Source organism: Streptomyces cinnamoneus (assembly GCF_014650495.1).
In the GTDB taxonomy this organism is placed as follows: Bacteria; Actinomycetota; Actinomycetes; order Streptomycetales; family Streptomycetaceae; genus Streptomyces; species Streptomyces cinnamoneus.
Window position 1 is genome coordinate 65,249 of sequence record NZ_BMVB01000014.1, and the last position, 21,832, is coordinate 87,080.

The following is a 21,832-nucleotide window of genomic DNA, read 5'->3' on the forward strand; positions in this document are numbered from 1 at the left end:
CATGCTATCGAAGGGGGTTCCGGTGCGGCTATCCGCCTGCACGGGGGTGTGAAAGGGGGCGGGGCGGCCGGATTCGAACCGGCGTCCTCCGAGATGCCATCGCGGCGCATTACCTCTGTGCTACGACCCCGCCTTGTCGATGATCATAACCCGAGCCCCACCAGCCCGGGAAGTCGAGGGGCATCCATGAGGCCGGGACATCACGGGAGGTCGAGAGGCCGGGGCCGGAGCTACGCCACGCAGAACTCGTTGCCCTCCGGGTCCTGCATGACCCACCAGTGGCCGGCCGGCCCCTTGTTCACCTCGTCGACGCGGGTCGCTCCCAGCTCCTCCAGCCGGGCCACCAGCGTGTCGAGGCCGCCGCGCTCGCTGTGGACGTCCAGGTGCAGGCGGTTCTTGCCGGACTTGCCCTCGGGCACCTCCTGGAAGAGCAGTCGCCGGCCCTGGCCGATGCCGCTGGTCTCGTCGTACGGGTCATCGGGATGACGGATTGCGGCGTAGCCACGGAAGATCTTGCAGCCGTGGTGCTCGGTCACCGCCTCCTCGCCGATGTGTCCGGCGGCCAGCAGGTGCTCGATGAGGGGGCTGGGGTCTTCCACCTCGTACCCCAGGGCCGCGGCCCAGAAGTCCGCGAGGGCGGGTGCGTTCGTGCTGTCGATGACCAGCTTCCAACTCAGCGTCATGTAACCAGTTATATAACTGCAGGCAGTGGGCCGACCGGTCGCGGCCGGCGCCGACGCCCGTGCCGGGGATCGCCGAGGCCGAGGTGGCTGACGCGCGACGGCTGCGCGACGCGCTGTTCCGGGCAGCCCTCGCCCGCACCCGCGGCCAGGACCCCGCGCCCGACGACCTGAGGGGGCCCGCAGGTCGCGGGGCGGCCCGCGGCGTGGGCCGCTAGCGTGGGCGGGCAGGAGCAGGTACACAGCCCGTCAGTTGTGCGAGGAGCGCCGATGACCATGGTGCTCGCCGTGGTGTTCGCGGTACTGACCGCGTTGAGCAACGCCTTGGCCACCGTCCTGCAGCGCAAGGCCGCCCGTACGACCCCGGAAGCCGATGCCCTGCACGCGCGGCTGATGCTCCGTCTGATGCGTCAGCCCGTGTGGTTCGCCGGCATCGCGGCAGTGATCTGCGCCGCCGTCTGCCAGGCCCTGGCCCTGAGGTGGGGGCCGCTGGCGCTCGTCCAGCCGGTCTTCGTCATCGAACTGCCCCTCGCGCTGCTGATCGGCAGCCTCGTCCTGGGGCGGCGCCTGTCACCACGCGGTTGGGGTGCGGTGATCGCCGTCGCCGGCGGGGCCGGGCTCGCCCTGGCCGCCGCCGCGCCGTCCGGCGGCCGTCCCCCGCAGTCCGCCGCGCACTGGGCCGCGGCCCTGGCCTGCACCGGCCTGACCGTGGCCGGCTGCGTGGCAGCCGCGGCGAAGTGCCCGGCGGGCCGGGCCCGGGCCGCCCTGTTCGGTACCGCGGCGGCCATCGCGTACGCGGTCACCGCCGCCCTGATGAAGACTGCCGTCATCCGGTTCGGCGAGCAGGGCGCGGTGGCCTTCTTCACCGCCTGGCAGACCTACGCCTTCGCCGTGACCGGGGTCTGCGCCCTGTTCCTGCTGTCGAACGCCATGGCGGCCGGGCCTCTGGTCGCCTCCCAGCCCGCGCTCACGCTGGGCGACGCCCTGGTCAGTCTGACCCTGGGCGTCGTGCTCTACGCAGAGGACGTGCGTTTCGGCTGGTGGCTGCTGCCGGAGACCGCGGGTGTGCTGCTGGTGCTCGCCGGGACGCTCGTACTGGCGGGGGTGCAGCAGGAGTAGCGGAGCAGCAGAGTGGCGGGGGCCGGACTGGACGGGCTGCTGCACGGGTCCAGCCCGGCTGCCGCGTCGCCCGGCCCGCAGCGGACCGGGCTGCCTCAGGTGCAGGCCGCTTCCAGAGCGTCGGCCCGACGGCGCAGGTCCGCGGCGATGTCGTCCCAGACGGGGCCGTGAAGGTAGAGGCTGTCGGCCGCCTCCCGCATCAGCGCCGGATCGTCGGGCCGCTGCAGGAGCAGGAGCCGGTAGGCGAGGTTGCGGACCCACAGCGGGAGTCGGCTCTCGACCATGTGCGGGCCGAGTTCCCGCAACATGGACAGGATCGCGTCCGCATCGGCGAAGGTCAGTTCCTCGACGAAGTAGTGCTCCTTGTGCTCTCGGCTGCACGCGGGAGCGGGCACGAAGTCATCGCCGTACAGACATCGGGCGTGTTCGGACAAGGTCGTGTGCATGATCTTGAGCCTACGATGCCGCGAACACCCGAGGGCGTCGAGGCCCGGCCGCCCATGGGCTTGACGATGCTTTACACGACCGCGAGGCCGGGCACCGCCGGGAGGTCGGCCTGCAGGTCGAGCTGGTACTCGTGGGCTGTGTGCGTCGGCAGGTAGCCGAGCTCGTCGTTGACGCGCCGCATGTGCGGGTTGTTGTCGGCGGTGTCGGTCAGTAGGCCGCCGAGGCGGGGGTGACGTTCGCGGGCCTGGAGGATCGAGGCGGCCTTCATCCAGCGGGCGAGGCCGCGGCCACGGTGCTCGGGCAGCACCGCCGTGCCGTAGTGCTGGGCATCGCCCGTCCCGCTGCCGGGGACCACGAGTTCGGTGAAGCCGGCGACGGATCCGTCCGACCGGTCGACGGCCGCCACGGTGTGGAGGACGTCCCCGCGTGCGGCGACGGCCGAGGCGGCCGCCCGTACCCGGTCGAGGTCCCAGGCCACCGTGCCGTAGTCGACGGCACCCATCGGCATGTCGTCCATGGCGCGGCGCGATGCCACGAAGGTGTCGGCGAGCTCGTCGGGCACCGTCCCCTCCCACGCCGCCAGGTGGTAACCGGCGTGCGGCGTCCCGGCGATGGCGGAGAGTGCGGGGTGGTCCGCCGCGGCCAGGGGCAGCCGGGCGTAGGTCAGGGCCAGTGCCGCACGGAAGTCCTTGGCGACGAGGAAGGCGGCGCCGGGGGTACCGGTCTCGGCCTGGGCGATGACGCTGCGCCGGCCGTCCTGGCGGGCGGCGGTGACGGCCGCGTCGAACAGCAGGGAGCCCGCCCGTCGGCGGCGTTCGGCCGGGTGGACCTGGATGTCCAGTTCGGCGAGGTGGCGCTGGCCCTCCTTGGTGAACAGACGCAGGAAGGCGTGCCCGACGGGGCTGCCGTCAGGGTCGGAGGCCAGCCAGGCCAGGCGGCGGCCGGCGGACGTCTCCTCGGGGTCGGTCAGGGTGGTCAGAGCGGTCAGGCGTAGGGACACGCTGTCTCTCCGTCAGGGGAAGGATCGCGGGGGGGGTGGGTCGGTCCTGCGCGGGGGATGTCACTGGGCCCAGGGAAGGATGCGGGTGCCCTCGGCCCCGGGCACGGAGGCCACGCCGTCCGCGCGCATGGCGACGTGGGCTTCGGCCGGCTGCGGGGCGTGCATCCGGCGGAGCGCGTCCGCGGGGAGGACGAGGGTCTGTCCGGCCGTGATCTTCTCGGTGCGGCCTCCGCAGGTGACCTCAAGGACGCCGGAGGTCACCGTCCACACCTGTTCGCGGCTGATGGAGTGCTCGGGGCCGGTCCGGCCGGCCTGCATCGCGACGGTCCAGGTGCTGAGTTCCGTGCTGCCTCGGCTGGGGGCGGCCAGGCCGGTCATGCGGGCGTTCGGGGACTCGGTGACGTTCTCGGCGGTGGGGGTGATCACGAGCATGGCGGGGTCCTCAGGCTGTGCGGGCTCGGCGGGAGCGGCCCATTCGACGAGCTGGACGACGATTCCGTTCGGGTCGGTCATCTGGAACAGCCGCTCGCCCCAGGGCTCTTCGCGCAACGGCATGGTGATCGGGGCGCCGGCCTCGCGCAGGCGCCTCTCCTCGGCCTCCAGAGCGGTGACGGTGAGAGCGAAGATCAGGCCCGTGGCCTGCTGGTCGCGCTGCTCGGGCGGGAGGACCGCGCTGCCGCGACGGAGCAGCACGATGTCGGCGGCGGCATCGTCGCCGCGGGTCAGGGACGCGAAGCCGTCGGCGGCCATGGCGACCTGGTAGCCGAGGTGGGTGCAGAAGAAGTCGCGGGAGGCGTCCACGTCGGCGACGGTGAGGGACACGGTGGAGGCGGTGACGTTCAGGGCATCTCCTGGCGGGTTCGGGCGCAGCAGTTCGGGGAGAACTTACGACGACCGTAACCTTAGACAGGGGTTATCAATTCCGTCAAGGTATTTTTACCACGGTAGCAAGATTGGCCCCGTGGTTGCTGAAGGGGGGCTCCGTCTGCCCGAGAAGCGGCTGGTGGGCCGCGCCTTCAGGGGCTCTCCAGCCAGTCGGTGTACCAGGCTCGAAAACCGGGGCTCACCGGAACCGGTCCGGCCGGGCAGGGGTTCGGCGAGGGGGAACGGCGTGGCGAGGCGGCCCGGCAGGCGGTCCTCCTCCCACTCGTCGTCCACGGCCCACTCCTCGCCGGCTTGCGGACGGGGAACGGTCAACGGCATCACACCGTGACAGGGGCCGGCGGGGCCGTTGCCCACCGTCGCGGCGAAGGACCGGTACTCCGCAGGGAGCTCGATGTCGTGGGTTTCCTCGAACGTCCGGATCTCCGCCTCCGGCAGCGGCGGCGTCAGCTCGTACCGGTGCGTTTCCGCGCCGAAGCGCGCCCGCTCCGGATCACCGGCCGCCATCTCCCGTACCCGTGCCCGCACGCCATCCACGTCCCAGCTCTCCACCCGGCGACCGTAACAGCACCGTGCGAGCCGGTTCTGCGGGGACGGCGGTACGGAAACGACCCGTACCGCCGTCCGCGCCCGGCTCCGTTCTTACAGCACCGGGTAGACCAGCGTGTTCTCCCTGCCCAGGCGGTTGGCGCCGGTGTCGTTGTACATCGTGGTCTCACCGTCCGACCAGCGGATCAGCAGGTCGTCCGTGCGACCGTTGGGCGTGAACTTTCCCGTGGTCATCACGGTGTTGTGCTCCCAGGTCCCGTTCGCGTCGAGGATGCGCTGCTCGCTGCCGAGGCCCCGGGTGGAGGTGCCGACGTAGGTGTCGAGCTCGCCGTCCGTCCAGCTGACCATCAGGTCCCACTTGGCGTTGCCCGAGTACTCGCCGGCAGTGAGCAGCTTGGCGTGCTCCCACGTGCTGTTCTTGTCCTTGAGCTTGTTCTCCTGGCCGAAGGTGCCGGGGCCCACGTTGGTGTAGAGCGTGAGCTCGCCGTCGGACCAGCGCACGACCAGGTCGGTGACGTACGTGGCGGCGTTGAAGCGGCCGGCGGCGATCTGCGTGGCGTGCGACCAGATGGACTTCTTGTCGGCCATCTTCACCTCGCTGCCGAGGCCGTTGCCGCCGATGTCCTGGTAGAGGGTGACCTCACCGTCCGACCAGACCACCATCAGGTCGAACTGGTTGTTGCCGCCGAAGTCGCCGGCGGTGACGGTCCGGGCGTACGTCCAGGTTCCGTTCTTGTCAGTGAGCCGGCGTTCGGAGGAGAAGTCGCCGTTGCCGTCGCTGTCGTAAAGGGTGACCTCGCCGTCCGACCAGACCACGACCAGGTCGCTGCGTCCGGTGCCGTTGAAGTCGCCGGCCGCCATGAGTGCGGCGTGCTTCCAGGTCTCGGCCCGGCCGACGGAGTAGGGCGGCGCCGGCTGCTGGTACGCGCCGTGGCCGGCGTCGCTGTTCTTCTGGGCGTCGTCGAAGAGCAGGAAGAACCGGTCCGTGTGGAAGGGGCTGTAGGTCAGCCGGTTGTAGAGGGGGTCGCTGCCCTTCACATCGGGGCCGCCGCCGTTGGAACCGCCGACGTTACCGATGATCGTTCCGGTGCCGCGGTCGAGGTCCACCGAGGAGAACCACGGTGAGCCCGAGATGCCGCCCCACAGGCCCGCGCAGTCGATGCGCATCTGGTTGTAACCCGGCAGCGCACCCGTCTCGGTGGTGCATTGCACCGCCTGGTCGTCCGGGTTGTGGTCGACGCTCGGGTAGCCGATCACCGTCGCACGGTCCTTGGCGCCCTGGGTGCGTGCCAGGCTGTTGCCGCCGACGACGTCCTGAACGTTCTTTCCGTCGTTCCGGCCGACCCGCGCGAAGGCGAAGTCCAGGTCGGAGGTGGGCGCCGTGGTGTTCGCGACGTAGTTGCCGTCATAGAACCACTTGGTGACGGGCCAGATGCCGTACGGCTGGTGCCTGACGTCCTTCGAGCCGTCGTAGTAGGGGACGAAGATCGCCTTGGAGTTCACACAGTGCCCGGCGGTCAGGACGAGGTTGCGGCCGGCGCTCTCCACCACGGACGCGGAGCAGTAGTGCGTCTTGGCGTTGTTCGGGTCCTTGGCGAAGAGCACACCGACGGACTTGATGCCACGGAAGTGACGGGAGTTCTCGTGCGTGATGCCCGGGCGGGGCTTGTTCTTCGGCGGGGGCTTCAGCGTCGGCGTCGGGATCGGGGCCGGGGTCCCCGGTCTGGTGGGGGTACCGGGCTTCGCGGCCCCGCCGCTCGGGGTGCCCGTTCCGCCCGGTGAGGGACTCGTGGCCGGGGCCGGCCGGGCGAAGGCCGCTCCCGGGTCGGTCGCCGCGGCGATACGTTCGGGCGTCCAGAAGCGCAGCGCCTCCTCCACCGTCCAGTCGCCGTCCTCGCCCGCCCGGGCGGTGCCGGACGCGGTCGGAGCCGTCGGTCCCGGCGTCGGTGTCGCCGCCGAGGCGGCACCGGCCATACCGGTGGTCAGCAGTGAGCCACAGACGGCCGCTAAGATCATCTGCCGTATTCGCAACGTACGCAAGGTACTTACTCCGTACAGTGAGATGAGGTTCCGGCGTGCCGACGGGCATGCCGGGGCCACCGCCCGCCCCCCTGGGAACGGGCGGAAGTCTGCAGGTCAGACAGCGTCGGCTTCCGCGCGGCGGCGGCGCCGGGACACGACGAACCATGCGCCGCCCGCCAGGACGACCGCTCCACCGCCCCCGGCGCACGCCCAGGGCACCCAGGTCGCAGAGTCGTCGTCACCCGTCACCGACAGCCGCTTCGTCGTCTTCTTCCGGCCGTGGTGGCTGACGACCGTGACGTCGTACGTTCCTGACGGCGTGTCCTTCGGGACGTCGATCCACGCCGCATAGACCGTGGCCCCGTCGTCGCACTTGCAGCCCGGATTGTCGGGGCTGTCCGGGCTCGCCTCCTTGACGGTGCGGGAGCCGCCGAAGGCACGGGACGTGACGGTCACCGCCTTCTCGTCCGGCGCGGCGTGGTCGTCGGCGAGGACGACCTGGACCTTCTCGCCGGCGCGGGCCTTCTCTTCCTTGGGAAGCAGCGCGAACCGCCGGATCCGGGCCGGCCCCTGCGCCACGACCTTCAACTGTGCGGCAGCGACCGAGCGGCCGTGTGACGTCGCAGTGACCTCGTAGCTGCCGGGCGGGATGCCACTGCGGACCCGTACGAGACTCTCCGGCATGTGCGGATCAGCGGAGTGCGAGGCTCCCTTGCCCTCGGGGCGCAGGCGCAGGTTGCCGGTCAGGGCGGGGGAGGAAACGTCCACCTCGTCCCACGCCCCGGTCATCCCTTCGATGGCGAACCCCGCCGTGTCCCCCACCTCGACCGATGTGTCGCCGAGAACCAGCCGGGGCCCGCTCGGGGTCTCGTCACCGGGTGCCGCCACGGCCCGTACCGGCGCGGTCGACGAGAGGAGCAGCAGTGCGGTCAGCACGGAAGCTCGCGCCACGCGGCGCGAGCGCAGCAAGGCAGTGCTCGGATCCATGAACGCCCGCCCCCCCGATCCGTACAGTCCTGGCAGATCCACCGCCACACTAGCCTTTGCATGTGCATGTCGACAGGGGGTTCTCCGGCCCTCGCCGACCCCGTCCAGCCCCTTCCGACCGTATCGCGTCGTCCACCGGCGGCCCCGGACCCCGTGGCGCGCTCGGTCGACCCGGGCCGGCACGCCCCTGACCACGGCATATGACGCGTGGGTGGATGAATCCGCACCTGGCCTGAAATGCCCATTGCCGTGGACCACTTGACCTGCGCAGCGCCGGAGTGACGATCAGTCATGCCATGATTCCGCCCGGTTTCCAAGCCGTTCCTCCGAGGCCGGGGAGAACCCATGGCGCTCTCGCTCAAAGACCTGCTCGACTTGTTTCCCGACCCCGGCGGGGACTTCGTGCTGCCGGGCGACCGGATCGCGGACATCCCCGGCATCGGGCCGCTGCTGGAGACGTGGCTGACGTCGGCCGACATCACCGTGAACGGGGCGATCCCCAACCGCGGTGAGGTGACCGTGGAGGGCACGCTGTCCTTCACGCTGGTCGACGGACCCTGCCCCGTCGTCGTCTCGTTCACCGTCGACGCGGCTCAGGTGGTCACCGGGGTGATGCTGGACTTCACGCTTCCGGCGACCGAGGAGGACTCGGGGGAGGAAGACCCGTTCTCCCCTCACCTCCAGCTGTCCACCGGCGCGCAGGGGTTCTCCGCCGCCCTCGTGCTCGCCTTCACCGGCGCCGACGGTGAGCCCAAGACCATGACGTTCACGGCCTCGTACCAGGAGGGTGCCCTCATCGGCGACTGGTCCTCCGAGGACGGGGTGTCCTGGGACGACGTCGCCCACGCCCTCGGCACCGCCCCCGCCGACCTCCCGCCCGCCCTGGTGCCGGTACTGAAGCAGGTGGCCTTCGCCTACGAGAAGAGGAAGAAGGCGTTCGTCTTCTCGGCCGCCACCGAGTACGTCCAGCTCGCGTTCGCCTCCTTACCGCAGAGGGCCGGCACCGGAACGGCGGGGCCACGACTGCGTGCCGTCCTGCTGCAGGGGAAGTACGAGGCGGGGCTGGCGGATCTGCCGTCGGTCGGCGAGTACGCGCCGATCGAGGACGATCTCGTCTTCGCCGGGCTCCAGGCGTTCCACCTCTCGGCGGCGATGACGGTCCGCAAGGTCAAGGCGCTCAACGACCTGATGAGCAACGTCGGGGTCCAGCTCGGCCTGCCCACCCGCAGCCTCACCGCCGGGGCGTCGCTGGCCGTCACCGCCGCCACCGCCCTGACGGAGAAGAACTACGGCCTCGTGTACCCCCTGCGGCGCAGGCCTCAGCCCGGCCCGGTCCCTCCCCCGCGCCTGGGGACCGGCGCGCGGTCCGACGACGAGGACGTTCCCGCCCAGGCGTCCGTCCCGCTCGATGCGGTCTTCGGCCCCCTCCGGCTCTCCGAGATCGGGCTGTCCTACGCCGAGGGCACGGCCCGCGTCACCATCGACGCCACCGTCGACGCCGGCGGCATCGAACTGAGCGCCTCCGAGCTCGGATTCGCCCTCCGGCTCGCCGACGGCGACTGGCACTTCCGGCCCACCCTCGACGGGCTCGGCCTCGCCTTCGACCGGCCCCCGGTCCGTATCGGCGGCGCGTTCCTCGTCAAGGAAGCGCAATCGCCGTACGACCTGCTGTTCGCCGGCATGGCCGCCATCGAGGCCAAGGCCGTGAGCGTCAAGGTCCTCGGCGCCTACGCCCGTGCCGAGGGCGGCTGTCCGTCGCTGTTCCTCTACGGGGTGCTGGCGGGCCGCAACGGGCTGGGCCCGCCTCCCTTCCAGGTGCGCGGCATCGCGGCCGGTTTCGGCTACAACAGCTCGGTCCGGGTGCCCGCCCCGGCGGAGACGCCCGACTTCCCGTTCGTGGCCGAACTCGGCTCCGGAGGAGAACGGCCCCCGCTCGACGTACTGGACGACCTCCTCGACGGATCGGGCGGCAGGCCGCCGTGGCTGAGCCCGGCGCAGGGGCAGATCTGGTTCGCGCTCGGCATCGACTTCACCGTCTTCCGGCTCGTCGAGGGCAAGGTGCTGGCCCTCGTGGAGTTCGGGGACGACTTCACCATCGCTGTCCTGGGCCTGGCGACCGCTTCGTTCCCCGTCCGCCGTGACTCCGGTGCCGCCATCGCCCGCGTCCAGCTGGCCATGCAGGCGCTGTACACGTCGTCCGACGGCCTGCTCGCCCTGGCGGCGGAGCTCACCCCGCAGTCGTACGTCCTGGACCCCGAGTGCCGGCTGACGGGCGGGCTCGCCTACCGGACCTGGTTCGACGGCCCCCACCAGGGCGACTTCGTGTTCTGCCTCGGCGGGTACGCGACCGGATTCGACCGGCCCGACCACTACCCCGTCGTTCCACGGCTCGGCTACACGTGGGGCATCTCCAGTGTCGTCACCGTCCGGGGCGAGGCGTACACGGCGCTGACCCCCGCGGCCATCATGGCCGGCGGCAAACTGGAGGTCTCCTTCCACTCCGGCATCGTCGACGCCTGGCTGACCGCCCGGCTCGACGCCCTGGTCCAGTGGAAGCCCTTCTACTTCCGGCTCGGCGTCGGGGTTCGCATCGGCTTCGCCGTCGACCTGTGGCTGTTCACCGTCCGGGGCGAGGTCGGCGTCGACCTCGACCTGTGGGGGCCGCCCGTCGGCGGCATCGCCACCGTGCACCTGTGGTGCATCGACTTCGACGTGTCCTTCGGGGCGGACCCCGGCACCCGGGCCAAGGACGTGGGCTGGACCGAGTTCCAGGAGCAGCTCCCCGCCCGCGACGAGATGCTGCGGATCACTCCGCTCACCGGCATCCTGCCCGAGAACGAAGCCACCCGTGCCCTGCGCCGGGCAGCCGGCGACGACCGCTGGGTCGTCTCGGCCGACGGCTTCTCCTTCTCCACCACGACACCGGTGCCGGCGTCCAAGGCCACCGTCCACTCCTGGGAATCCCCGGGCAAGCCCCTCGACATCCGGCCCATGGAGGTCACGGGACTCGCGTCCGAACACACCCTGACGGTGCACCTGGGCGACGACGAAGCCTTCGATCCGGTCCGGCGCGGCTGGACCGTCGACACCGTCACCGCCAACGTGCCGCAGGCCCTGTGGGGCACGGGCGAACCCAACGCAGGGGACGCCGGCGACTCCGCGCTCGTGCCCGGCCAGATCATCGGCCTCACCGTCACCGTGCCCGCGCCCCAGGACGGGCCGACGCCCGGCGGGATGACCGACGTGGCGCTCGGCTTCGACGACCTCGCCCCCAGCCACGCCCTGCCCGTCACCCCGGGCGACACCCCGACGGGACCGGTGCCGCGCGCCTGGGAGGAGGGCCAGGAGCCGACCAGCATCGGCGCGATCGCCACGGGCATCGCAGGAACGACCGTGCCCGCCCGGGACGCGCTGTACGCCGAGCTCACCGCGCTCGGCGTGGCACCGCCCTCCCACGACCGCCTCGACGGCTTCGCCGCCCTCGCCGCGACGGGCGCCTTCACCTCCGAACCCCTGACGATCTGAACCGCGCGAGGGAAGCCACCATGACGCAGCCCGCCGCTGCCGGGGAAACCCCCCGGTTCAGCGTCCACTTCCACGACAACCACATCCCGGCCGCGCCCGCCGGCCTCTACACCGTCACGCTCGACCACACGGTGGCCGGCACGAAGGTGGGGACGGACAACCTGCCCGCCGCCGGGCAGGACTTCGAGATCCGGTCGCCCCAGTTCACCCTCGACGACTCCTTCGTGCACGCCCTGCACCCCGCACCCGCCGCGAGCGGCGCCTTCGAGTACGTCCTGCCGCACATCACCCTCAACCGGCTGATCCTCCCCTGGGAACGCGCCCTCGACCCGGCGGTGCCCGAACTGCCCTGGCTGGCCCTGCTCCTCTTCGCGGAGGGGGAACTGCCCGACGATCCCAAGGCCCAGGGCCACACCCGGACGCGGACCGTCCGTGACCTCCTCACCACCACCAGCGGCGACGTCCTCGCCCCCGACATCACCCTCGGCGAAGAGGTCCCTCCGGAGCTCAGGGACAGCACCTGCGCCACGGTCGACGTGCCCTCCGACGTCTTCGCCGGGCTCGTGCCCCGCCGCGCCGACCTCCCCCACCTGTGCCACGTCCGCAAGGTCACCGACCGGCACTCCGCCCGCGTGCGGCGGGCCGGGGAAGAGCTGGAGGCCGGCGACTACGCCGTCGTCGTGGCCAACCGCTTCCCCCGCACCGCCGGCCGCTACGCCGCCCACCTCGTCTCGCTCGAAGGCTTCGCACGCCACCTCGACGGCACGCGCCCCGCCCAGTCCGTCGTACGGATGGTGTCCCTGCGGGCCTGGTCCTTCGAGGCGATGCCCGACGCGAAGGCCCACTTCGCCCGGCTGATCCGGCACATGGCCGACGACCCGGCCGGCCTCGGGCTGCGCCTTCGCCCCCGGGCGGCGGGCACCGGCCCGGCTGCCGCCACCGAGCGCCTGGACCTCGGCTACGTACCGGTGGCCCACGCCCTTCCCTCCGCCGAGCACACCTTCGCCTGGTACCGCGGCCCGTTCACCCCCGTGGTGGCGCAAGCCGTGCCCGTCCCCGACGGCGGCCACTTCCGGCACGCCGACGAGGCCCTCGTCTACCTCACCGACACCGGCGTCTTCGACGTCAGTTACGCGGCCGCCTTCACCCTCGGCCGGACCCTGGCGCTGTCGGACGCCACCCTGGCCGCCACCGTGTCGGCGTTCCGCGCCCGGGCCCGGCGCGTCGCGCACCGGGCACTGACACGCGCCCGAACGACCCCGCACCCGGCCCGCGACCGGTTCCACGAGCTGATCGAGGACGGTCTCGGCGCCCGCCTGCACGCCGCGGCCACCACCCCGGCCGGCACCCACGGCGCCCCCGCGCCCCGCCGCGCGGTGGGCGGCGTACCCCGGCCCCCGGCCGTCACGGACCTGCGCGACCGCCTGCGGTCGGGCGTCACCCGCGACCTGCTGCTCGCCGCCCTGAAGGAGCCGCTGGCCCCGCTCATGAGCGCGCTCGACCAGGTGACCCTGCTGGCCGCGGCCCCGTTCGGGCATCTGGTGCCCGACGCGCGCATGCTGCCGCCGGAGAGCCTGCGCTTCTTCCACGTCGACGCGCAGTGGTGCGCCGCCCTGCGCGACGGGGTGCTCAGCACCGGCATCGGCACCTCGCTGGACGCCGCGGTCGACGAGCTCGCGCGCGGTGCCCTGGAGCCGCCGCGTCCCCTGTCCGGTCTCCTCATGCGCTCCGCGCTGGTGAAGGGCTGGCCCGACGTCGTGATCGAGCCCCGGCGCGCGGCCGCGGGAGGCGGCGACCCCGTGCTCCTCGACATCGTCCACCGGGTGATCACCGGCCCGGACCTGCTGCTGTGCCTCGTGGACGGGGTGCCCGACCAGGTGGTGTTCCGGGAGCCGCACGAGGGCATCCACTTCGGCGTCGACGAGGACGACCGCATCGGTCTGCGCCGCCTCACCGCACCGGTCGGGGCCTCACTGGAGCAACCGTTCCCGCCCGAGGGCGAGACCGGAATGAGCCGGTTCCTGCGGCCGGCCGTCGAGGAAGGCACGCCCGAGGTCCTCGCCCTCGGCGCCGGCCCCGACCCGCTGGTCCCCGCCCTGGCCGCCGCTCTGCGGGCGGCGGGCGAGCTGGGCCCGGGCGAAGCCCTGTCCCCGGGGGCGCTCGCCGTGGAATTCGTCAACTCCGCGCAACGCATCACCTTCACCCCGGACCCCTCCGGCCAGCAGTGAGGACCAGCAGCATGACGTCACCGTCACCCCTGATCGTTCCCGTCCAGGTGGACGCGCTCCTGGTCAACAAGCGGGTGCGCGCCAACGAGACCTGGCGCCGCTGGTACGCCGACTTCGAGGTGCTGAAGGACCGGCAGCCGCCCGAGCCCGACCCGTTCCAGAGCGCCGCGTCCGGAAAGCCCGACCACGGCATCCACCTGCAGTGGCTGGTGCCCGACGCGCTGCGCCGCGGCCGCCAGGACGGACCGGCCGGAAAGGTGGAGTTCCCCTACGTCCCCAACCGCTGGCTCGTCGTCCGCTACAGCCGTCCCGCCGACCGTCCCGGCCAGACGCCGACGGCCGTCGGCTGGGTCGTCGACAGCGACTACCTCGACGACGCGGGCGGCACGTCCCCGTTCCTCGACCCCTGGGCCACGGAGCTGAAGCCGGCCTGGATCGGCCGCCTCCACGACCTGGCCGACGGCCCGTGGACCGAGCCGGCGGGCCGGCGGCCCTTCCTCACCGCGGCAGGCCCGGGCCTGCCGACCTTCTCGATGTTCCAGCCCCACAACGAGAACGTCTTCTCCCTCCACGACCCGCTCACCGGCATCGACGGCCCGGCCCTGCTCGGCTACCTCGTGGCCGGCTGGTACTCGGACCCGGCGTGGGACGTCCTCGCCGCGCCGCCGGACGGCGACGTCCGGGCCCTGCTGAAGTCCCTGCGGTGGTCCACCACCGACAGCGCCTCCCGTCCCTGCCGGTCCCTGTACGCGGGTTCCGCCCTCGGCCTGGCCTGGGACTTCGACGGCGACCGGCCCGAGTCCGACAAGCCCGACATCACCGACGGCGGTGTGGCCGTCGGCGTCGACGTCGCCGTCGGGCACGTCGCCACCGACGCCGAGACGGCCCTCCACCCGGCGGCGCTGGACGATCCCGAGGCGGCGCTGCTGTGGGAGGCGTTCTCCTACGACCTGCTCGACGTCCTCGACGAGGACGGGGAGACCGCCCTCGACCAGGCCCTCCGGCGCACCTGGTTCGGCGCCGAGCAGGGCGGCTACACCTGGCGCATCGTCGACCGCCGGCAGGACGACGGCACCCCGTCACGGAGTCCGGAGCACTACGCCGGGGAACGGGACTGGCTGGCCGGGCTCAACGCCGCACAGGCCGCACACGACGCCGCCGTCCGCGAACTGGCCCACCTCCAGCGCCGCCTGTACGGCCTGTGGTGGCTGCGCGGCCGGCCCGCCCGGCCGGGGCCCGCGTGGGACGCCGCCTGCGACGGCCAGTTCGACCCGGACGGCGCCGACACCCTCGCCCGTCGGGCCCGGGACCGGCTCACGGCGCTGTTCGGCGCGGACGGCCTGCGCTCCCGCATCCCCTGGGGCGACACCGCCGGGGAACTGGCGACGGCCATCGCGACGTACGCCGCCGGGCACGGCCTGGCCCCGGACCGGGAACTCCAGCGGTGCGCCGAGCCCGCCTTCCACAGCACGCCCGACCCGTCGGTCATCGTCCGCGGGGCCGGGCTGGACCGGCCGCTGACCGACGAGAAGGACCTGGCCTGCCGTACCCCGGCCGAGGTGGTGACCGAGGTCCGCATCGGCGGCGAGATGACCCCGCCGCCGGCCGCACCACCCGCCCCCGACCTGACCGGCCTGCCCGAATCCGGCGCGGTGAGCGCGCTCCTCGGCGAGTTCTTCCTCCTCGACCTGGCCGCCGTCACGCCCGGCGGCACCCCCGGTACGACGGCCCTGACGGAAGCACTGGCACGTCCCGGCACCCACGTGACCGGCGTCCTGGCCCGCTGGACCCGGCAGTGGCGCCAGCCGTGGTCACCACTGCACCTCGTCTGGAAGCTGAACTGCTACCCGACCCCCTACCGCAGCGACGGCCACGACAACTGGGCGTTCGACGGCACCCGCTACCGCTGGCAGGGAGAGAACGCCGAGGACCCGGCCACCCTCACCGGACGGGCCCTGCTCAACCCCCTGCCCGGCTTCGCCACCCGCGCCCGCCTCGCCCAGCACGCCGACACCCACCCCCGCGGCCCCGTCCGGAAGCTGCGCGAACTCCGCAGCCAGGCCGAGGACTGGGACCTGCTCTCCCAGCGCATCGACGGCGTCAACGACTGGCTGGCCCAGCACGCGACCTCCACGAACATCACCCCGACGGGCACGCTCGCGGAACTCGTCGACAACACGACCTCCCGGGTCTCCCTGAGCGAGGTCCCCGACCCCGGCCCCGCCGCCTCCCCCGGCCGGCCGTACCGGCCCGTCAGGGCGGCGCAGCTCGCCTTCGAACAGCTCCACGTCATCGACCGGTTCGGCCGCTCCCTCGCGGTCATCAGCCCGGACAACGTGCAGCAGTTCCCGATCCAGCGGGCCGGCAGCGTCACCCCCGACATCACCGTGATCCCCGAGAACCCGTACCGCTTCGTCGAGCTCCCCCCTCGGCTGCTCCAGCCCGCGCGGCTGCGCTTCGACTTCGTCTCCGCGCGGGACGACCACCACCGCGTCGACGTCGACGCCGGCCCGCGCGAGGCGGCCGGTGACACCCCGGTCTGCGGCTGGCTCGTGGCCAACCACCTCTCCCGGTCCCTGCTCGTCCACGCGCCGGACGGCACGGCGCTGGGCGAGATCAGGACGACCCTCGACACCACGCACGAGCAGATCGCCGACTGGGACGCGCTGCCCGACTCGCCCTACCCGGACCTCGCCCCGGACACCGCCTCCGGGCAGGCGTTCGCGCAGGAACTGCCCCACCTGTACGGCTTCGTGACCGAGCTCCTGGAGGCGAGTCCGGGCGCCTTCGCCGAACTGCTGGCCGCGATCGACCGCAGCATGTCGGCCACCGCGTCCGGCGAGGACGACGACAGCCTGGCCGCGCTGGTGGGCCGCCCGGTGGCGCTGCTGCGCGCCCGTCTGAAGTTCGAGCTCAACGGGCCGCCGATGACGTCGTCGACGTGGGGCGACGTCATCGAGCCGCCGGCACCGGAGTTCACCGACTACCGGTGGAACGTCCGGCTGGGAGCGGCCGACCTGCCCGGCGACGGCCTGGCCGGCTTCTACCTCGGCTCCGACTACGGCCGCCTGCACGCGGTCGCCGAAACGGAGGCGGGCGGCCCGGAGACGGGCGGCCCGGCGTACGCGGTCCCCATCGACGGACAGGAGATCACGATTCCCGCACGGCCCGTGGTCCCGCCCGGCGAGGCCGGGAACGAGGCCGCCGCCTGGGTGACGCTCCTCGCCGACCCCTGGGCCGCCGTGCACGCCGTCACCGACATCCTTCCCGTGGGACGCCTCCTGCTGCCGCCCACCTGGGTGCGCGGCCCCCTCTCCCGCATGAAGCTGGCGTTCCGGACGGGCCCCCTGCTTGCCGGCACCCGCATGGTCGCCGGGGAGGCCGGCGGCGCCCCCACCGAGCACCTGGTCATGCCCGGTCCGGCCGGGTGGCGCGGTACGTGGGAATGGGCCCAGCTCGCCGCGCCCGGCGCCCCGCGCTGGGACACCTACCCCCTCACCGCCCCGGACCCCGCGCTGGCCCTCACGGACGGCACCCCCGCCGCCCGGCACGGCTTCCTCCAGCTGACGGGCGCGCTCGGCGAGGCGGACGAGGGACGCCGACGGCCCGCCCGGCGACAGGACCGAACCGACGGGAGCCCCTCATGACCACGGCACTCCACTGCACCGTTCACACCAGCCCCGCCTTGTTGCGGGCCGCCACGGACGCGGCGGACGACCGCGCCACGCTGCGCATCACCGCGACGAACCCCGGCCCCGACGCCGTCACCTGCGACACGATCACCGTCACGGTTCCGGCGGGCGAGGGCGCCGACGCCCTGACGGCCGCCCCGGAGAGGATCACGGCACGCGTCGAGGACCGCACCGGCTGGCAGGCCGAGCACCGGGGCGGTGGCGTGTTCCGCGTACGCCCCACCGCACCGGGAACCGAACTCAAGCCGGGCGAGCAGGTCGTGATCACCCTTCAGGACATCGCGGTCAACCGGAGGGTCGGCACGGCCACCCTCGGCATCAGCTGGACGCTGACCGACGCCGAGGGCATCGCGTGCGAACACGCCACGGGCGGCAGGAAGCTCGTCAAGGCGCCCGCCGAAGCCCTGCTGGAGGACTTCCGGCCGGACCGGACCATCGTGCCCCGTGGCGAGACCGTCACCCTGACCTGGAAGTGCGTGGACGGGCCGGACTACGAGCTCTTCCACGGCGACCAGCGGGAAACGGTCAACCACTGCATCGTCGACGGCAACGGCACCTGGACGTCCGACGGCCTGAGCACCGCTACCGCGTTCATGCTGCTGGCCTCGACGGAGAAGGACGGCGTGCCCGTCACCTACGGCCTGACCACGGCCGTGACCGTCGACGTGCCCGACCTGGAGGTCGGCAGCCTCGACGCCAACGGCGTGGTCCGGCTGTTCGGCGAGCCCCAGGCCATCGCAGGCGGCACGGAGAGCGGGACGTGGCTGTACTCCGCCGACACCGACGGCGTGATCACCGGCTACATCAAGACCAACCGGAGCGACGCACCGGCCACCCTCAACGTCTTCGTCACGCCTCCGAGGACCAAGCAGCAGAAGTACGCCACCCAGTCCTGGGACGCGCGCGGCGGTACCGAGAACCAGGAGGCGAGCCTGCTCGTCCCGGTGCCCCGGGGTTCCACGGTGCGCGTCGTGCAGAGCACGGGCGGCGGTGCCTTCACCGCCGACCTGACGTGGTTCCCGTTCGGCTCGGGGCCGTTGCGGCCGGCCGAGCCGTGAGCGACACCCTTCCCATCCCGTCCGTTCCGCAAGCCCGGCGACCAGGAGAGCACCGGCCATGAGCGAGACCCGAACGACCGACCTCACCCCCGGCGGCATCGACGCGGCCTTCAGCGTCCCCGACTCGGGCGACGCCCCGGCGGCCGTCTACATGATCCGCGGCAGCTGGGCCGTCCGGCACGACGCCGCCTCGACCGCGCCGCCGCAGCGCGGCACCACGCTGCGCGAGCTGTGGCCCAAGCTGCCCGCGGCCTACCTCGGCGGCATCGACGCCACGTGTTCCACCGACACGCAGCGCGTCCACTTCTTCAAGGGCTCGACCTGCGTGCTGTACGACATCGCGCAGAACGAGCCGGTGGGCGGATCGTCGCCCGCGCAGATCGGTGACAGGCTCCCGGGCCTGCGCAACGGCGCTCCCGACTTCACCCAGGGCGTGGACGCGGGCATGGCGGCGTCCGACGGCACGGTGTACCTGTTCCGCGGCGGCCAGTTCGTCAACTACGACCTCGACACCGACGAGGTGCTGGAGCAGGGGACGCTGGAGAAGGACTGGGCGTACACCTCGTATCCCGACTCCGAGGTGTACGGCGGCGTCGCGGCCGCGTTCAACCACCCGGCCACCCGCAACGGCTACCTGGTCGCTCCGGGCGGGACGCGCTACGTGGAGTGCGACACCGACCCCGACGGCCACCGTGTGACGTCCGGTACGAAGGTGCTGCGGGACCGGTGGCCCTACCGCACGTTCCTGACCGTGCTCGACGGCTCCGACGGCCGGCTGTGGGTCTTCGACGCCGGCAGCGGCCAGCGGATCCGGCAGACCCAGACCGGCTCGGAGTCCGGCGGCGTCGTGATCTCGCCGGACGGCTTCCGGGCCCTGACGACCGTCAAGGGCCCGGGCGGGGGTGAGGGGAGCCTCTCCCTCCTCGACATCACGTCCGGCTCGCTGCGCACGGTGGGGGCGGGCGTCTGGCCGTACCGGGTGGCGGTCCTTCCCGACGGCTCCGCCGCCTACGTCACCAATCCCACGACCGCGTCGGCGCACGTGATCGACCTCGGCACCGGAGCCTCCCGGTCCATCGACGGCGTCGGCCCCTCCCCGGACGGCGTCGTGGCCTCGCCCGAGGGCGACCACGTCTACATCGCCACCGACGGCGATCCCGTGGTGGCGGTCGTGGACACCGCGACGAACACGGTCGTCCGGCGCTTCGGTGGCCCGATGGCCGCGCTGTGCACGGCGCTCACCCCCGACGGCGCGGTCCTGGCCTTCGGCATCCGAAGTGGCGTCAACGCGGTGGCCCTCGCCAGGACCGCAGGCGCCGGCGATCCTCCTCTGGTCGGGGTCGGGCAGTCGCCGGAACAGCTCGCCGCGTCGCCGGACGCCGCGTTCGTCTTCGTCGCCAACCGCGGTCACGAGGTGAAGGTGATCGACGTCCAGGCCGTCCGCGAGGCCGATCCGGTCCGCACGCCACGGGACCGCACGAACGCGGTGGCGGTGTCGCCGGACGGGGAGCACCTCTTCGTCACGTCCGAGCGGGCCGACTCGGTGCAGAAAGTGCCGGTGTCCGGCGGCGATCCGGTCGCGGAGTTCGCGCTGGGCGCGGCGCTGGGCAACGACGCGTTCCTCACCGTCGGCCCCGCGTGGGGGTGAACGCGACGATGAGGCCACGACGCCCCGGCCGCGGCGCGCTGGTGCTCACCTACGACGTGGTGAGCGATCCGGCGCCCCTTCAGGTCTCGCAGGGCTCGACGCCCAGGACGGCGACGCTGCGGATCACCGTCACCAACCATCAGCAGCACGCGGTCCGGCTGCAATCGGTCCGTTTCTCCTTCCCCGTCGGCACCGGGCCGGGGGACCTGAGCAACAATCCCGGGAGCGCGGAGCCGCAGGCGGACGACATCAAGTTCTGGCGGTTCGAACTGGACGAGGAGGTCCCGGGCTCGGCCGTGCTGACCCCCAAGCGCTCCGCGACCGTGACGCCCGGTGGCCAGCTGGAGCTGACCCTGGCCCACATCGAGGTCAACGGGGCGGTGGGCACGAGCCGGTTGACGGTCGAGGAGCGCATCGAGGGCTCCGGGGAGAGCGGCGAGGAGGAGTGGCCGCTGGCCAAGGTCCCGGCGGGCTTCACCACCGGTGACTTCCGCCCCCACCGGATCCTGGTCCGGAGCGGCACCCCGGCGGAGCTGACCTGGCGCGGCGACCCGCGGCCCGGGGCCGTCTACACGATGCTGCACGACGGCGAACCCCGCGACGTCACGAACGTCCGCTACTGGCAGTCCCCTCCCCTGCACCGGGACACGGCGTTCGCGCTCGTGGTGGAGGTGACGGAGGGCGGCAACACCGCCGAGTACGCGATGACGACCGTGGTCACGGTGGCTCGCCCGGATCTCGTGGTCAACGACCTCACCGTGCACGGGAACACGGTGCTCACCCACACCCCCAGCGAGTTCACTCTCGGTGACGCGACGGAACTGTCCTGCACGGCCGAGACCGACGGCTTCCTCGTGGGGCACGTGCGGGCCGAGCGCGAGGTGCCCGACACGGAGGATCCGGCCCCCGCCCTGACGGTCACGGTCACCGCGGGCGGCACCGGCCACGTCACCAGCGTCCAGTCCCGCCTGGCGGAACGCGCCCCGGGCGACCCCGGGAGCCGGCTGACCGCCGTGGTCCCGCGGGGCGCCACGGTCACCGTCACCCGCGCCGGCATCACGCCGAGCACGCACGGGCTGACGTGGCTGCCGTTCGGCACCGGTGAGCTGAAGCAGGTGGCCACCGGCTGAAAACCGACCGCTTCTCTCGCCCGGCCCGCCGGTCCGCGGGTGCCCTGACGAGTGGTGGGGGCTGGGGCCGGTCAGGAGTCGTGCAGCCAGACGCGGAGTGGGCCGAGCACGGAGAAGCCGGCGGCGAGTGCGTGCGCGAGGTCGTCCCCGTGTTCGTAGCCCACCAGGGGAAGGCCGGGGAAATGGGCGGTGGCTGCCGTGATCGCTGCTGACCATGCCGCTGCAGGATCACGGCCCTCGGTCGTGAAGAGATTGGAGACGCCCACCACCCCGGAGCCGCGGCTCAGGACAACGCCCCCGCAGAGGTCTTCGCCATAGTGCAGGGCGAGCACGAGCACGGACGGATCGTCGAGCAGCGCCGGCCGGAAGACGTCCGGGCTTCCGTCCCCGCCGTGCCAGGCCGTCTGCCAGGCGTGCAGCTGAGCGGCCGTGGTGACCGGCTCGGTGCGCAGGGTCGGCGTTGCCCTGGTGGGGGCTCCTGCCGGGCGGTGGATCCACTGGGCGGTGAAGAGCTCGACGAAGCCGGCCGCGGTGAGGTCGAGAGCGGCGAAGCTGTCCTTGACCGAACACCCGGGTGTCGCCGTGTCGATCCCCGGCAGGACGTCGGCCGGTGCCGCGTCGGGGTGCAGGGTGACGGCGTCGGGGTAGTACGGCGGCGTGCGGCGGGCACTGTGCCAGACCGTCTCACCGAAGGTGTCCGGTATGCCGTGGGACCGGCAGACGGAGGCGCACCATTCGGCGTTGTTCCGGGCTGCGGCGGCACGGACGGAGATCATCTGGGTTGGGGTCACCCGGGGAGACTGACACCGCTCGGGCCCGGGTGCACGTCCATTTCCGCACCGCCGGGGAGACCGCGGTGCCCGGT

Annotated in this window: 16 protein-coding genes and 1 tRNA gene; 8 read left to right on the forward strand and 9 right to left on the reverse strand. The window is 72.6% G+C overall.

Features of this window, described 5'->3' with window-relative positions; translation table 11 throughout:
- Positions 1-57: 57 nt before the first annotated feature.
- Together IE182_RS20350 and IE182_RS20355 are read right to left on the reverse strand one after the other, a co-directional pair.
- A tRNA-Ala gene (locus IE182_RS20350) sits at positions 58-132 on the reverse strand.
- A gap of 98 nt (positions 133-230) precedes the next feature.
- Positions 231-683, reverse strand: a complete 453-nt coding sequence (locus IE182_RS20355) for a VOC family protein (protein WP_190111315.1) — start codon at positions 681-683, stop codon at positions 231-233.
- A 59-nt stretch (positions 684-742) separates the two neighbouring features.
- Between IE182_RS20355 and IE182_RS32505 the strand changes: the two genes are divergently transcribed.
- Together IE182_RS32505 and IE182_RS20360 are read left to right on the forward strand one after the other, a co-directional pair.
- The gene (locus IE182_RS32505; protein ID WP_373303590.1) at positions 743-898 is read left to right on the forward strand and encodes a hypothetical protein; all 156 of its coding nucleotides are present in this window, start codon (positions 743-745) and stop codon (positions 896-898) included.
- Positions 899-950: 52 nt separating this feature from the next.
- Entirely contained in the window at positions 951-1,799 is an 849-nt protein-coding gene (locus IE182_RS20360) for a DMT family transporter (RefSeq protein ID WP_190111316.1), read from the forward strand.
- A 95-nt stretch (positions 1,800-1,894) separates the two neighbouring features.
- Here the strand turns inward: IE182_RS20360 and IE182_RS20365 are convergent, their stop codons facing one another.
- The 6 genes from IE182_RS20365 to IE182_RS20390 form a co-directional block, all read right to left on the reverse strand.
- A complete protein-coding gene (locus IE182_RS20365; protein ID WP_190111317.1) occupies positions 1,895-2,245 on the reverse strand; it encodes a hypothetical protein in 351 nt (116 codons plus the stop codon).
- A 71-nt stretch (positions 2,246-2,316) separates the two neighbouring features.
- Positions 2,317-3,246: a GNAT family N-acetyltransferase gene (locus IE182_RS20370; RefSeq protein ID WP_190111318.1), complete on the reverse strand. Its 930-nt coding sequence runs from the start codon at positions 3,244-3,246 to the stop codon at positions 2,317-2,319.
- Between the two features lie 60 nt (positions 3,247-3,306).
- On the reverse strand, positions 3,307-4,068 hold the full coding sequence (locus tag IE182_RS20375) for a VOC family protein (RefSeq protein ID WP_229844970.1): 762 nt from the start codon (positions 4,066-4,068) through the stop codon (positions 3,307-3,309).
- Between the two features lie 114 nt (positions 4,069-4,182).
- The gene (locus IE182_RS20380) at positions 4,183-4,680 is read right to left on the reverse strand and encodes an SMI1/KNR4 family protein (protein WP_190111319.1); all 498 of its coding nucleotides are present in this window, start codon (positions 4,678-4,680) and stop codon (positions 4,183-4,185) included.
- A 90-nt stretch (positions 4,681-4,770) separates the two neighbouring features.
- Positions 4,771-6,693, reverse strand: a complete 1,923-nt coding sequence (locus tag IE182_RS20385) for an FG-GAP-like repeat-containing protein (protein WP_229844971.1) — start codon at positions 6,691-6,693, stop codon at positions 4,771-4,773.
- 120 nt (positions 6,694-6,813) lie between these two features.
- The gene (locus tag IE182_RS20390; protein ID WP_190111320.1) at positions 6,814-7,686 is read right to left on the reverse strand and encodes a hypothetical protein; all 873 of its coding nucleotides are present in this window, start codon (positions 7,684-7,686) and stop codon (positions 6,814-6,816) included.
- A gap of 345 nt (positions 7,687-8,031) precedes the next feature.
- Here IE182_RS20390 and IE182_RS20395 point away from each other — a divergent pair, with 345 nt between their 5' ends.
- Genes IE182_RS20395 through IE182_RS20420 form a run of 6 tightly spaced genes read left to right on the forward strand, consistent with a single transcriptional unit; the run spans position 8,032 to position 20,967 of the window.
- Positions 8,032-11,211: a DUF6603 domain-containing protein gene (locus IE182_RS20395; protein WP_190111321.1), complete on the forward strand. Its 3,180-nt coding sequence runs from the start codon at positions 8,032-8,034 to the stop codon at positions 11,209-11,211.
- Positions 11,212-11,231: 20 nt separating this feature from the next.
- Positions 11,232-13,439 carry a hypothetical protein gene (locus IE182_RS20400; protein ID WP_190111322.1) on the forward strand — a complete coding sequence of 736 codons (2,208 nt, stop codon included), beginning with the start codon at positions 11,232-11,234 and terminating at the stop codon, positions 13,437-13,439.
- Between the two features lie 11 nt (positions 13,440-13,450).
- Complete coding sequence (locus IE182_RS20405) at positions 13,451-17,086, forward strand: hypothetical protein (RefSeq protein WP_190111323.1); 3,636 nt, start codon at positions 13,451-13,453, stop codon at positions 17,084-17,086.
- Complete coding sequence (locus IE182_RS20410) at positions 17,083-18,189, forward strand: hypothetical protein (RefSeq protein WP_190111324.1); 1,107 nt, start codon at positions 17,083-17,085, stop codon at positions 18,187-18,189. The genes IE182_RS20405 and IE182_RS20410 overlap by 4 nt, the downstream gene beginning before the upstream one ends.
- Positions 18,190-18,247: 58 nt before the next feature.
- On the forward strand, positions 18,248-19,837 hold the full coding sequence (locus tag IE182_RS20415; RefSeq protein WP_190111325.1) for a cell surface protein: 1,590 nt from the start codon (positions 18,248-18,250) through the stop codon (positions 19,835-19,837).
- 8 nt (positions 19,838-19,845) lie between these two features.
- Entirely contained in the window at positions 19,846-20,967 is a 1,122-nt protein-coding gene (locus tag IE182_RS20420; protein WP_190111326.1) for a hypothetical protein, read from the forward strand.
- 71 nt (positions 20,968-21,038) lie between these two features.
- On the opposite strand, the gene IE182_RS20425 is transcribed toward IE182_RS20420, so the two are convergent.
- Positions 21,039-21,758, reverse strand: coding sequence for a hypothetical protein (locus tag IE182_RS20425; RefSeq protein WP_308432140.1), 720 nt, complete (start codon positions 21,756-21,758; stop codon positions 21,039-21,041).
- Positions 21,759-21,832: the final 74 nt, after the last annotated feature.